This window comes from Domibacillus iocasae, assembly GCF_001750285.1.
Classification (GTDB): Bacteria; Bacillota; Bacilli; order Bacillales; family Domibacillaceae; genus Domibacillus; species Domibacillus iocasae.
Genome location: NZ_MAMP01000024.1, coordinates 36,937 through 50,379 on the forward strand (window position 1 = coordinate 36,937; position 13,443 = coordinate 50,379).

11 protein-coding genes and 1 pseudogene are annotated in these 13,443 nt (G+C 41.0%); 2 read left to right on the forward strand and 10 right to left on the reverse strand.

Going from position 1 to position 13,443, the window contains the following annotated elements:
• Positions 1–21 precede the first annotated feature (21 nt).
• From ymfI to BA724_RS14230, 7 genes and pseudogenes are all read right to left on the reverse strand, one after another.
• Positions 22–744, reverse strand: coding sequence for an elongation factor P 5-aminopentanone reductase (gene ymfI / locus BA724_RS14200; RefSeq protein ID WP_069939339.1), 723 nt, complete (start codon positions 742–744; stop codon positions 22–24).
• The gene (gene yfmH, locus BA724_RS14205; protein ID WP_069939340.1) at positions 745–2,040 is read right to left on the reverse strand and encodes an EF-P 5-aminopentanol modification-associated protein YfmH; all 1,296 of its coding nucleotides are present in this window, start codon (positions 2,038–2,040) and stop codon (positions 745–747) included.
• A complete protein-coding gene (yfmF, locus tag BA724_RS14210; RefSeq protein ID WP_069939341.1) occupies positions 2,040–3,317 on the reverse strand; it encodes an EF-P 5-aminopentanol modification-associated protein YfmF in 1,278 nt (425 codons plus the stop codon). Before yfmF ends, yfmH begins: the two co-directional genes overlap by 1 nt.
• Before the next feature lie 660 nt (positions 3,318–3,977).
• Complete coding sequence (gene lhgO, locus BA724_RS14215) at positions 3,978–5,189, reverse strand: L-2-hydroxyglutarate oxidase (RefSeq protein ID WP_069939342.1); 1,212 nt, start codon at positions 5,187–5,189, stop codon at positions 3,978–3,980.
• A gap of 57 nt (positions 5,190–5,246) precedes the next feature.
• Positions 5,247–5,960 (reverse strand): FadR/GntR family transcriptional regulator, encoded by a 714-nt coding sequence (locus BA724_RS14220; RefSeq protein ID WP_069939343.1) that lies wholly within the window; start codon positions 5,958–5,960, stop codon positions 5,247–5,249.
• A 564-nt stretch (positions 5,961–6,524) separates the two neighbouring features.
• Positions 6,525–6,904, reverse strand: a pseudogene (locus tag BA724_RS19250) (TAXI family TRAP transporter solute-binding subunit); the annotation flags it as partial.
• Positions 6,905–7,802: 898 nt separating this feature from the next.
• Positions 7,803–8,384, reverse strand: a complete 582-nt coding sequence (locus BA724_RS14230) for a YdhK family protein (protein WP_069939344.1) — start codon at positions 8,382–8,384, stop codon at positions 7,803–7,805.
• 235 nt (positions 8,385–8,619) lie between these two features.
• Here BA724_RS14230 and BA724_RS18660 point away from each other — a divergent pair, with 235 nt between their 5' ends.
• Positions 8,620–8,880, forward strand: a complete 261-nt coding sequence (locus BA724_RS18660) for a hypothetical protein (RefSeq protein WP_169818558.1) — start codon at positions 8,620–8,622, stop codon at positions 8,878–8,880.
• A 22-nt stretch (positions 8,881–8,902) separates the two neighbouring features.
• Complete coding sequence (locus tag BA724_RS14235) at positions 8,903–9,742, forward strand: stage II sporulation protein P (RefSeq protein WP_169818559.1); 840 nt, start codon at positions 8,903–8,905, stop codon at positions 9,740–9,742.
• Positions 9,743–9,819: 77 nt separating this feature from the next.
• On the opposite strand, the gene BA724_RS14240 is transcribed toward BA724_RS14235, so the two are convergent.
• From BA724_RS14240 to BA724_RS14250, 3 genes are read right to left on the reverse strand one after another with little or no spacing between them, the layout of a single operon-like run.
• Positions 9,820–10,779: an ABC transporter permease gene (locus BA724_RS14240; RefSeq protein ID WP_069939346.1), complete on the reverse strand. Its 960-nt coding sequence runs from the start codon at positions 10,777–10,779 to the stop codon at positions 9,820–9,822.
• On the reverse strand, positions 10,780–11,829 hold the full coding sequence (locus BA724_RS14245) for an ABC transporter permease (RefSeq protein WP_069939347.1): 1,050 nt from the start codon (positions 11,827–11,829) through the stop codon (positions 10,780–10,782).
• Positions 11,822–13,348 carry an ABC transporter ATP-binding protein gene (locus BA724_RS14250; RefSeq protein ID WP_069939348.1) on the reverse strand — a complete coding sequence of 509 codons (1,527 nt, stop codon included), beginning with the start codon at positions 13,346–13,348 and terminating at the stop codon, positions 11,822–11,824. Before BA724_RS14250 ends, BA724_RS14245 begins: the two co-directional genes overlap by 8 nt.
• Positions 13,349–13,443 lie beyond the last annotated feature (95 nt).

The following is a 13,443-nucleotide window of genomic DNA, read 5'->3' on the forward strand; positions in this document are numbered from 1 at the left end:
GTGTGTACGTGAGACGCAAAATTATGCGTACCATCCGCCATTTATCGACAGTGTATGTCCAGTAATATATCCCGCTTCATTTGATGTTAAAAATAAGGCGGCAGCCGCAATTTCATCCGGCAGCGCAAATCGGCCCAATGGGATGTCAGCGGCAATCTCTTCTCGTTCTTCTCCAGAAAATTGATCATTCATAGGTGTGTCGACCGCGCCTGGCGCAATTGTATTTACACGAATACCAGACGGGCCAAGTTCTTTAGCAAGCGCTTTGGCAAAAGCAATTTGCGCACCTTTAACAGCTGAATAAACGGATTCACAAGAAGCGCCGGTTTCTCCCCAAATGGAGGAAATAAACGTAATGGAAGCGCCCCGCTTCGTTAACAAACCCGGTATCAGTTCCCTCGATAAAATCATCGGAGCTTTCACATGAACGAGCCAAAGCGCCTCCATTTCTTCGTCTGACACGTCCTGCAGCATCCCATATTGATTCATTCCAGCAGAAAAAATAATCGCCGCGGCCGATTTGGACGCATTGATAATTCGCTGTACCCCTTCCCGATCCGTTAAATCCGCCTGAACGAGCGTTGCTTCCTGGCCTGTATGTCGAATTGCTTCCGCTGTATCAAACGCGGTCCCTTCATTCCGACTGTAGTGAAGAATAATGTTCCAGCCCGATGCCGCCATTTTTAGTGCAATGGCGCGGCCAATACCGCCCGATGCACCGGTAATTAAAGCTGTCATCTTCATTTATGCCGTCTCTTTTGGCAAAACAAAACAGGAGGAAAAGCGATGTTCATCGATCATTTCTTTCGCAAAGTCTACCACATCTTCAAGCGTCATTTTTTCAAGAACCGGAACGATTTCAAACAAATTTAAGCCGTTAAATTGGTAACGGGTAAATTGGTTGGCAATAAATTCAGGTGAGTTAAACGCCCGCAGTGTTGTACCAATTTTTTTCTTACGTGCGCGTTCGAACGCTTCTTTTGTTAAATGGCCGCCTTCTTTCGCCTCAAGAAGCTGTGTTTGAATGCGCTGTGCTAATTGCTCTGGTTTATCCGTATCTCCACCCACAAGGGCAAAACCAAAGCCCCGCTCGCCCGTATAGTCAAAACCAAATGTATCGTCGATCAATCCGGAATTGTACGCTTTTTCATAAAATTTAGCTGTTTTTCCAAATAGCATTTCAAGCAGGAGATTAGCTGCCAGTTCTTCGCGCAGCTTATCTACTCCTGTCCGGTCTGATAGTGGCATTTTAAAGCCGACTTCACATTTTGGCGTGTTTACACTCATGCGGATCTCATGATGCTCCAGCGCCGCTTTTTCCGGCTCTTCCGGAAAGCGCCGTTCAACCGGAATAGGTTCTGGAAACGACTTTTTTGACTGATTTTCTTTCACAAGCTGCATCATCGCATCCGGGTCGACCGGCCCCACGATAAATAAGGTCATATTCACTGGATGATAAAACGTGTTATAGCACGTATACAGATGATCTTTCGTAATGTCAGCAATCGATTCGACGGTGCCGGCGATGTCAATTTTTACCGGATGATGTTTATATAAATTTTCGATTAAACCAAAGTAAACACGCCAATCCGGGTTGTCATCATACATTCGAATTTCCTGACCGATAATGCCTTTTTCTTTTTCAACTGTCTGTTCCGTAAAATAAGGCGCCTGCACGAAATCAAGCAGCGTCTCGGTATTTTCTGTTACATTGGATGTTGCGGAAAATAAATAAGCAGTCCGTGTGAAAGACGTAAAGGCATTGGCGGATGCACCCTGGCTGCTAAATTTTTGAAACACATCACCGTCTTCTTTCTCAAACATTTTATGTTCAAGAAAATGTGCAATACCATCTGGCACATGAACAAAGTCTGATTCCCCATTTGGAATAAACTCATTGTCAATGGATCCGTAGTTTGTTGTAAAAGTAACGTACGTTTTATTAAAGCCTTTTTTCGGTAGAATATAGACGTTTAGTCCATTGTCTAGCTGTTCATGATAAACAGTTTCATTCATTTGATCAAAAACGTTTTTTTCCATTAGATTTCCTCCTTGCCCGACAAAAAGTACACCGTATCCACAGAAATGGTCTGTGCCGCCGCAGCTGCCTGCTCTTTCGTCACGGCTTCAATGTCTTTGAGCCATTGGTCAATCGGACGATTTGTACCCGATGAAATGTTATGATAGAGCACTTCGACCATTCCCCGTGCTGTATCTGCCGATTCCTGCAGCTGGTTTTTCAAGAGCGCTTTTGTTTGAGTCATCTCAAGGTCTGAAATATTGCCTTTTTTCATTTCTTCAAGCTGCTCATTCATAATTTGAACCGTTTTATCATAGTTTTTTTGATCAATGCCGGCAAGCATCATCACAAATCCTTTATGACTGTCTAATCGGCTGGCAGCGTAATATGCCAGACTTTCTTTTTCACGCACATTCATAAATAATTTTGAATGGGCAAAAGCGCCTAAAATGCCGTTGCTTACCTGCATAGCCACAAATTGCGGATCATCATACGTAATCGTTGTACGGCAGCCAATGTTTAACTTGCCTTGATTAATATCCTGCATTTCACGAATGACCTGCACTTCTTTTGAGACGGCTCCTGTTTCTGTTTGCGTCATGACGGCCGATCTGTCTGAAAACGGCAGGTACTCCTTAATTTTCTTAACCGCTTCCTGCGCGTTTACATCGCCGATAACAAAAATATCAATCACATCTTCTACAAGCGCTTTTTGGTAATACGCATATAAAGACGACGGATCAATTGGCTCTACTTTTTCTAACAGACCACCCGCAGGCAGCGCATACGGATCTTCTTTGTACATTTCTTCAACAAGCTTAAGCGATGCATAACGTGTCTTGTCGTCATAAATAGACCGAATCCGCTGCTGAAGGCTTCTTTTTTCCTGCTGCACTGTTTTTTCCGGAAAAAGACCTTCTTTTAGTTTTGGCCGGAACAAAACGTCCGCTAAAAGAGCAAGCGCCCGGTCAAATAAATCATTTTCCCCATTCAAATAATGTTCATTGGCTGCTTCCATCGTAAACGTGAGCACGTGCTCATTGCCTTTTTTTGCTGAATCCGCAAAGAAAAGCGCCCCGTACAGTTCATCCAGCGCAGTGCGAAAAGCGGCAGCCGATGGTGCGTGTTCTGTTCCCGACTGCAAAACGTGTGGTAAAAGCGCCCGCATCGTCACCGTTTCTTTTTCGAGTGGCGCCCTCATTTTGATCATAATCGTATTTGTTTTGTATTTTTCCGTTTCAATGACATGAATGCTGTATCCAGGTTCATTGAACGTCTGTTCATGTGCCGCTTCCATCGAATTCCTCCTCTAAATCCAGCTGTTCGCATCTCTTTCTAGTATATCTTCACTATCCTAGTTTAGGTAAAATAACGTAATATATCCACCAAAAAACCTTATAATCATGAAGTTTCTCAAATGACTAAACAATAAAAATCAATACATAATAAAAACAGTATGAGAAAAAGTATGTTTTTTTACTCCTCATTTTCATACTGTTTTTTATTATATGCATAAATGGCTTTGGAATACTGGGACTGCATTATTTGATATTAGTTTTTATCAAAATGAAGAAAATGAAATTGATAATTAATTCGAATTTTAATAAAAGATATTTTTAAAATATGAAAAAACAGCTAAGTAGAAAAAGCGCCAATGAAAATTAATTTGTGCTGGATTTCACCAAAATAGGCGGAGAATACTTAATTAGGTATTCATATCATCTCAGTCACCCTTAAAAATTGGAAATTGTTACTTTAAACTAATACTCTTTGAATCCAATAATAATCAAATTTGATTAAGCATCCAAATTAAATTTTTTATCAAATAAGCAATATGGGAAGCCCCGAATAAGCTTTATTATTTTGGGTTCAGCTCAACGTATAAGGCAATCTTTTTCAGCTAGGCAAATGAAAACAAACCACTTTCAGTACAGTATCCCAACATTACATCGAGGTTTTATGCTAATTCTTCCTTGACCTGAAAGTGCTTTGCAATCCGCCCAGCTATTTCTTCCCCTATTTTAATCGATGCGGTGGCTGCAGGAGAGGGTGCATTGCATACATGGAGAGAGCTTTTGCCTGGAAAAATTGCAAAGTCATCAACCATTCCCCCATCATGCATTAAAGCCTGCGCCCGTACACCAGCATGGGTAGGCACAATATCTTTCTCCGTTAATTCAGGAATCAAGCGCTGTAAACTCTGCAAAAACGCCTGCTTGCTATATGAGCGAATATATTCTTTCATCCCTTCTTTCATATTGGGAACTGCCATCTTCCAGAAACCTGGATAAGTTAATACTTCAAAAAGATCTTTCACATTAATATCCTTTTTCGTATAGCCTTCACGTTTAAAAGCTAATACCGCGTTCGGTCCTGCATGAACCTCCCCATTGATCATCCGGGTAAAATGAACGCCGAGAAACGGAAAATCGGGATTAGGGACGGGATAAATCAAATGTTTCACTAGATGCCGCTTTTCTGGTGTCAATTCATAATATTCTCCGCGAAACGGGACGATTTTCATACCAGCATACACACCAGACATTTTTGCAATGCGATCACTTTGTAAGCCGGCGCAATTAATGAGAAAGCGAGCTTGTAGGGTACGATTATTAGTCTCAACGGTAACTCCGTTCGCATCTTCAGCAATGTTTTCCACTTTCGTGCCCAGAAGGAAATCCCCCCCGCCTTCCTTAATCATTCGTGCAAATGTACGAGAAACTTCCTTATAGTCAGCGATTCCACAACTCGGTACGCGAATTGCACCCACACTGTTCACATGAGGTTCAATTTCCTTTAATTCATCCAGCCCAATTTTTTTGACATTTAGCTCGTTCTGCTGGCCGCGCTTATAAAGGTTATCCAAAAACGGCAATTCTTTTGATTCAGTAGCTACGATGACTTTACCGCACATATCATAGGCGATACCGTTCTCTTCGCAAAATTCAACCATGGCGGCGTTGCCTTCTCGTGCGAATCTTGCTTTATAACTGCCTGGTTTATAATAAATTCCTGAATGGATAACACCGCTGTTATGACCGGTTTGATGATGAGCCCACTCTTTTTCTTTTTCCACTATGACAATTTTAGCGCCGGGATAGCGATTAGTGAGAGCCATTCCTGTCGATAGACCAATGATGCCTCCACCTATAATTAAAAAATCATACATATATATCCCTCTTTTATATTCAAATTATAGTTTTTCCATCGATTAAGCTGTTTTTCTCTACTTATGATCTAATCTCGAATCATCTAGTTTCAATCTCACATTTGTAATATGCTGTTTCATATAGTGAGCAGCCTCTTCGGGATCTTGGTTCTTAATGGCTTCATAAATTAGAAAATGCTCTTGATACACTTGTTCTCTTTTTCTGCGCATCCCAACATTTTTTGTTAAGGAATAGACTAATGTACCATGATATAAATCTGATAAATTTTCCATAACGCCCATTAAAAAACGGTTATCGGATGCTTTTACAATTTGATGGTGAAAATGATAATCTGCTTCATATCCAATAATTGATACATTTTCTACCGTATTTTCAAATTGTTTTAAAGCTGTATAAATACTTTGCAACTCATCTTTATTTCTACGGGAAGCAGCTAATGAAGCCGCTTCCGTTTCTATAATGGAACGCATCTCTAACAACTCGTATACCTGTTCTATATCTACCATTTCAAACGTTACTGGTTCTAATTTGCTTGCAAGGATGACCTCTTTAACTATAGTCCCGCCGCCTTGCTTGGATTGAATAAGACCACCTGCTTCTAAAACACGGAGAGCCTCACGAATCGGAACACGGCTGACCCCAAACATTTTAGCTAACTCATTTTCCGAAGGCAGTTTAGAGTTAACCGGAAATGTCTTGTCCTTAATCATTTGCTTCAATTGGATGAGTACCTGTTCTGATATTTTCTTCCGTTCAATGGGCTCAATCATTTACTTCAACCTTTCCTTTATTACATAAAATTAAATTTCTACTGTCTTATTTACTGATGTTTTTTTTGCACGCAGACTGTGAACTACAAGAAATACTATGACTAAAGAAATCCCTACGACATCCGTTATGATGCCTGGTTTAATTAAACAAAGTGCTCCGATGAAAAAGAAAACCCTTTTTAAAATATTTAATTTAATTACATAAAAGTTGGCGAGTGAAATAGCCAGTGCAAATATTTCTAATAAGGCTGTTATTAAAACAGAAAGTATGGAATAAATAAACCGATTGCTCTTCTTGCTTCCTCTAATAAAACAATTATAGTGATGCCCGCAAAAATATAATCTATCAGTATTGGCTGTGATCCCCTGTCTACATGGATCGTTGTGTAGTTTATTAATAGATAACCGATTCCAGCCACTGTTAAAGAAGCAAACAAGATATCAACAAAAGTAAATTTATGTGTTTATCCATTTTTCGGAATTATATAAAAAGAAATCTAATAATAAAATAAGCGCCAAAAATATTAAATTACGATAAATTTCCTGATTGTGCGTTTCATACATTTAATCAAGGTTTTCATATAATGTTTTCGTCAGGAGATAAACGGTTTCTTGATTCAGTTCTTTTGTTACATTTAATATATTTGGCTGGGCAATGGTTTGAATATCTTTTTCAACTTTTGGATAGGTCCCTGCTGGAATCGTAAATCTGTACCATGAATTTGATATTGAATTAATTGACTCTAATTGTTCATCAGTGACTTCTAAAACAGATGATTTTACCCCACTGGCATACATATGGGTTATAGAAGAATGGGAATCCCCGCTGGCAGTGAGCCTCCATCCAATCTTCCGTCACGCATAGAAGAAATGGTGTCATCATATCCTAAATATTCAGGATTGATATTTTTCTTAGTAAGATTCAATCCCTCCATCATGACTACAGTAGACTGCTTACTGAAACAAAATGTTTATCTTTATTGTCTGCAGCAGCCTTATAACCAAAAAAGTCGATACAAATGATTCCCAATACACTTACTATAAATTTCATTTTTCGACTTACAAACACTTCTCTCCACTCATTTGTAATCGCTTTCTTAACTTGTATTACAAGTATACATATGAGAAATAATCCAAGTCAATAAAAATTTAAAATATTCAAAATTTAATTAATTTTCGTTACAAATATGCAGATTAACATTGAAATTTATGCTTTTTTCTCATATTCTAGGAATATCGATAAAATTGACATGGTTTTCAAAATAATTTGTATAACAAGTCTGGGAGGAGAATTTGTTATATAAATCCAAAAAGCCTTACGAACGACCGGAGTTACAAAGAAATTACCTAATCATTTAGGCACTTTTGAATCTGTAATGTCTCAGGCCGTATCACCTTAAGGTCGTAAGCACTCTCTTACTAGAGTGAAAGCAAAGAGAAAACAGAAATATAAAGTCGCCTTTTTACTGGCTGTGGCGCTGTACTTTATGAATATGACCGATTGCTCGCAAATGAGGAGGAATGGACCATAGAGCATCTATCTAAAACAAAAAACATCAGCCAGATACTTATTGCCTGTAGCGGCCTTCCTAATTTACATTCCCGCATGGAAGAACGAGTCGCCTATCAACGTTCCTGCCACATGACCAACGTTCAAAAAGTTACCCATATGTAATTTTAATAAAAATAGCATGAATAAAAAACAGCTTGTGATCTTATATAATCAGCAAGCCATTTTTGTCAATCTTTTTTAGAAATTATCAAACTTTATTTACAATTTACATTTATAGATTTATTGATCATCTATATTGTTTTTTACAAAGGAGTATTTCTTGTATTAATTTATTCAGCAGCCAATTCGTCTTCTGTCACCCATTTATGATTCTTTACTTTTTCTCCATCTGTTGCAACGAAATCAATCATGTACACAGTTGTTTCAACAGCGGAATCAATCGTAGCTGTGGCACCATCCATGCCTTCCATATGATCCGCTGCGAGTGTTACTTCGTCTCCGGCTGCATATGGCTCTTCCCTAGTATTTTCAATTTCTTTATGAATAACCCACTTATGGTCTTCAACTGGTTCACCGCTATTTGTTGGTGTGTACGAAACAGTATAAGCAGTTGTGTCATACGCTCCAACAATTGTAGCTTTTGCGCCATCCATACCATCCATGTGACCTTGCTGAATAATGGCTGTCGTCCCAGCCGGATAAGCGGGATCAGCTGCTTCTTTTAAGCCTTCCGGGACTTCGCTGCTGCCAGAATGATCCATGTTATGGCCGGCATGCGCATCTTCCTCTTCTTTTTGCTCTGTTGCTTCACTTTCTGGCTCCACATTCGCTTCTTCTGAATCACCGCAGGCCACAAGCAAAAAAGATGCGAAAAGTGCTGTCCCAACCAATTTTCCTGTTTTTTTATTCATTAAAACCACCCTTTTCTGTATTTTTCACCTTCCCCGTTACATTACCCAAACTTTTTGCAGTTTCTGTGCATTTTTATTTTTTCTGCACAGAAACTGAATAATTTTCTTTTATAATGAGAAGATGCGCTCTGGAAAAAGAGAGACGTCCTTTGTTTATGAAACGATCATTGAAAATCGCCTGCTAATTGAGTCTCTCCTGTTTTATATACTGTATGTCCCACTGGTACATGATCATGTGGATAAAGTAATGGAAAGCCTGCTGGCAAGAGGAGAAACATACAGTACTGTTTTAGCAGCCAGATTTAAGGAAGAGACGTTGGAACATATCGGGCTCTCTAGATCTAAATGGAGAACTAGAAGTGATAGAGAAAGGATACTAATGAAAAAATCTAATGGCAAACACAAAAAAAAAGCGAATGTTAAAATTTCTTTTGTCTCTGCATATTTTATTATTTTTCATCTGGGTGGCAGCTGTTATCTGCCTAACCTGGGCTGAAAAAAGAGAAGACTCTGCTTCGTTGACAAGCAAATCAGAGGATGATTCAGGAACGAGGACAACTGCGCCTAAGAACGGCAGCAAACAAGCGAAGGACAGCGTGGAAGTAGCACCGTCTCCTCATATTCTTATAAAGGAGCCAGCCTTAATAGATGAAGAGATTTTACTGACTTTTCCTGAGATTGGGTCACCAAAGCCAATTGACCGCCCGCATTCTACATTCGGTAAAAAAGTGGTATACATTTATCATACCCACAACCGCGAATCGTTTTTGCCTTATTTGAGAAATACAAATCTGCCGGAGGAAGCGTTCCATTCAAAAGTGAATGTATCTTTTGTAGGAAAAATGCTCGATCAGGCGTTGGAGCAGCAAGGAATTGGAACGGTCTCTGATCAAACGGACATTATCGGCATGCTCGAAGAACGGGGCCTGAATTACGGCCAAGCGTATGAAGTGTCAAGAGAGCAACTGCATGAAGTGAAGCGAAAATACCGCGATTTAGACATTTTTCTAGACATTCACCGGGATTCACTTCGAAAAGAAGCTACCACTGTTGAGATTAATGGTTCTTCTTTTGCGAAACTGCTTTTTGTTGTAGGAACGGGCCATGAGCAGTTTGAGGAAAATGCCTCTTTTGCCAGCCGGCTGCATGAAACACTGGAAACAAGCTATCCCGGTTTATCCAAAGGCGTTATCTTAAAAAACAGCCAAAATGGAAATGGCGTCTACAATCAGGATGTTTCGTCAAACGCAATTATTGTGGAAACAGGCGGAGTGGACAATACAGCAGAAGAACTGCAACGGACGGTCCAGGCACTTGCTGCTTCTTTGAATGAAATCTATTGGCATGAAAGCAAATAAGTGTTTTTAAAAAATAAAATAAAAGTTAATTGAGCGTATAAAATGAAAAAGAATCCCGCTGAACACGGGATTCCTTTTTATCTGTTGCCCTTGATGTATGGTGTACCAGATGCTTTCGGTGCATCGGCACGTCCGATAAATCCGGCAAGGGCTAAAATGGTCAATACATATGGCGCAATGAGCAAGTAAACCGCGGGTACGCTGTCTAAAAATGGAATACTTGAACCGACGATGCTGAGACTTTGCGCAAAGCCGAAGAAAATCGCCGCTCCCATTGCACCAAGCGGATGCCATTTCCCAAAAATCATCGCGGCCAGTGCCATAAACCCCTGGCCGGTAATGGTTGCATGGCTGAAGTCCAAAGAGATGGACTGCGCGTAAACCGCGCCGCCAAGACCGCCAAGCAAGCCGGAAATAAAGACAGCAATGTAGCGGGTTTTTCCTACATTGACACCCATCGTATCTGCTGCCATCGGGTGTTCTCCAACTGAACGAAGACGAAGGCCGAATGGCGTTTTGTATAAAACGAACCACGAAGCAAAAGCAATAATAATTGCCCAAATGGTCGGAGTGGCGATACCGCTGAAAAAAATATCACCAATAACCGGAATATCGCTTAAGAGCGGAATATCTTTTTTAATAAAACGGCTGTCAATCATGTCGGTCTGGCCTTTATCATAAATTAATTTGACGAGGAAAAGTGACAGACCGAGTGCTAAAAAGTTAATCGCCACCCCGCTGACAACTTGATCCGCGCGGAATGCGATCGACGCTACCCCGTGCAAAAGGGATAAAAGGCCGCCGGCAAGCATAGCCGCGACAAGTGCAAGCCATTTTGTATTATCACCAAACGTGTCGACAAACGTTAAGTTAAAAACGATCGCCGTAAACGCACCGATAATCATTAATCCTTCCAATCCAATGTTGACAACACCTGATTTTTCAGAAAATACGCCGCCCAGCGCCGTGAAAATAAGCGGTGTGGCTGCGAATAAGGACGAAGAAACGATCAACGCAATAATCGTTAACGTATCCATTTATTTCGCCTCCTTCTTTTTGAAGCGGCCAAGAAGCCAAGTAATCATATAGCTTGATGCCACAAAGAAAATAATAAGCGCGATAACAATTTCAACAAGTTCATTTGGTACACCGGATTCAATTGGCATATTTAAAGAGCCTACTTTTAACGCACCGAATAGCAAAGCTGCAAGGACGACCCCAATGGCAGTATTCCCTCCAAGAAGCGCCACCGCGATTCCGTCAAAACCGATGCCGGAGAAGCCGGAGTTGATAAACATATTGCCGAATGTTCCAAGACCCTGCATCGCTCCCCCGATTCCTGCGAATGCGCCGGAAATGACCATTGATAAAATAATGTTTCGATTAACGTTCATACCTGCGTATTCGGACGCATGCTGATTATATCCAACCGCACGAAGTTCGTAGCCCAGCGTCGTTTTCTCAAGCATAAACCACATAAGAATGGCCGCAATGACCGCCAAATAAATGCCGTTATGAAGAGAGGAAAAGTCCGTCAAATTTTCAAGAAATGGCGACCGGAGACTAGCTGTTTCATTAACAGCATCTGTCGCATCAGATCCATCACTAATGACATTACGAATAAAATGGTTCGTCACGTGAAGCGCTGTATAGTTCATCATAATGGTTACAATAACCTCGTGGACGCGAAGGCGGGCCTTTAAAAACCCCGGAATGAATCCCCATAACGCGCCAGCTAAAGCACCAGCGGCAATTGCCATTGGCAAATGGACCACTTTCGGAAGATCTGTAAAAGCAAGACCAACCCATACAGAAGCGAGCCAGCCGACGAGAAGCTGCCCTTCCACTCCAATATTAAACAGGCCTGTCCGAAAAGCAAAGGCAACGGCAAGACCCGCAAAAATATACGGTGTCATTTGCCGCAGAGTTTCCCCAGTATAAAATGAATCACCAAATGCGCCATTCCAGAGCGCCATATAGCCTGCAGCGGGATTGTTTCCGCTCACAATCATAATAATTGCTCCGGCTAATAAGCCAAGCAGAACAGAAATAACGGGAACTGCTAATACAGTCCATTTTTTAGACACGCTCACCCGCTCCTTTCTTTGATCCTGCCATAAGCAGGCCGAGTTCTTGTTCTGTCGTTTCTTTCGGCTCAACGACTGCCACGATTTGTCCTTCATAAATAACGGCAATCCGGTCTGAAACATTCATGATTTCATCCAATTCAAAGGAGAGAAGCAGGACAGCTTTGCCATTATCGCGCTGCTCAATGAGGCGGCGATGAATAAACTCAATCGCCCCGACATCCAGTCCACGAGTCGGCTGTGCCGCAATTAGTAAATCGGGATCACGATCTACTTCACGCCCGATAATCGCTTTTTGCTGATTGCCGCCTGAAAGAGCCCGGGCCAGCGTCGTTTCAGATGGTGTCCGCACATCGAATTCTTCAATCAGCGTGTTTGCTTTTTTGTATACTTCTTTATAATTCATAATACCCGCTTTGGAAAATGGGTTTTGGTAATAAGTCTGAAGTACCATATTTACGCCAATCGGATAGTCTAAAACGAGTCCATGTTTATGGCGATCCTGCGGAATATGGGCGACACCGGACTCTGTTACTTTTCGGGGCTTAAAAGACGTAATGTTTTTACCATTCAGCATCACAGTCCCGCCCTTCACTTTTCTCAGACCTGTAATCGCTTCTATAAGCTCCGTTTGTCCATTGCCATCGACACCGCAAATGCCGACAATTTCTCCTGCACGTACATCCAGATCAAGATTGCGAACCGCTTGAACACCACGGGAATCGTTTACAGAAAGACCTCGCACTTCAAGTACACTTTGTGCCGGCACCGCATCTGCTTTTTCTGTGGTAAATGTGACATCGCGGCCGACCATTAAACTTGCTAAATGATTCGGATTGGTTTCTGATACGTTCACTGTGCCGATTCCTTTTCCTTTTCGAATAACGGTCACGCGCTCGCACACTTCCATAATTTCTTTTAATTTATGCGTAATTAAAATAATCGATTTCCCTTCTTTAATAAGCGCACGCATAATTTGTATTAATTCTTTTATTTCCTGCGGTGTTAAAACAGCCGTTGGTTCATCAAAAATGAGCATCTCGGCTCCACGGTAAAGTGTTTTTAAAATTTCGACACGCTGCTGCATGCCAACGGAAATATCGGCAATTTTCGCCGTAGGATCAACGGCAAGCCCGTATTGTTCCGAAAGTTCGCGTACTTTTTGTTCAGCCTGCTTCATATTCACCGTACCAAATTTTTTCGGTTCATTGCCAAGAACAATATTCTCCGTCACAGTAAACGTATCAACGAGCATAAAGTGCTGATGAACCATTCCAATCCCAAGCTCATTCGCTATGTTTGGGTTCGTAATGTGTACTGTCTTTCCATTTACTTTTATTTCACCCGCTTCCGGCTGGTAAAGACCAAACAACACATTCATTAATGTTGATTTACCTGCCCCATTTTCACCGAGAAGGGCGTGAATTTCTCCTTTGGCGAGCTGCAGCGTAATATTATCATTTGCAACAAATCCATTAAACTCTTTTCGAATGCCCAGCATTTCAATTACATAATCCACGTTTCTCACTCCTTTATAACAGTATTTATGGTCCTGTAGGATGTCTGACCTTATAGACAAAAAAATTTTAAAAATCAAGGCAGTACAGTCTTCCT

Bases quoted from the DNA above. Each gene is read 5' to 3' on its own strand.
- ymfI (WP_069939339.1), bottom strand. From the start codon at position 744: ATGAAGATGACAGCTTTAATTACCGGTGCATCGGGCGGTATTGGCCGC.
- yfmH (WP_069939340.1), bottom strand. From the start codon at position 2,040: ATGGAAAAAAACGTTTTTGATCAAATGAATGAAACTGTTTATCATGAA.
- yfmF (WP_069939341.1), bottom strand. From the start codon at position 3,317: ATGGAAGCGGCACATGAACAGACGTTCAATGAACCTGGATACAGCATT.
- lhgO (WP_069939342.1), bottom strand. From the start codon at position 5,189: ATGTATGATTTTTTAATTATAGGTGGAGGCATCATTGGTCTATCGACA.
- BA724_RS14220 (WP_069939343.1), bottom strand. From the start codon at position 5,960: ATGATTGAGCCCATTGAACGGAAGAAAATATCAGAACAGGTACTCATC.
- BA724_RS14230 (WP_069939344.1), bottom strand. From the start codon at position 8,384: ATGAATAAAAAAACAGGAAAATTGGTTGGGACAGCACTTTTCGCATCT.
- BA724_RS14240 (WP_069939346.1), bottom strand. From the start codon at position 10,779: ATGGATACGTTAACGATTATTGCGTTGATCGTTTCTTCGTCCTTATTC.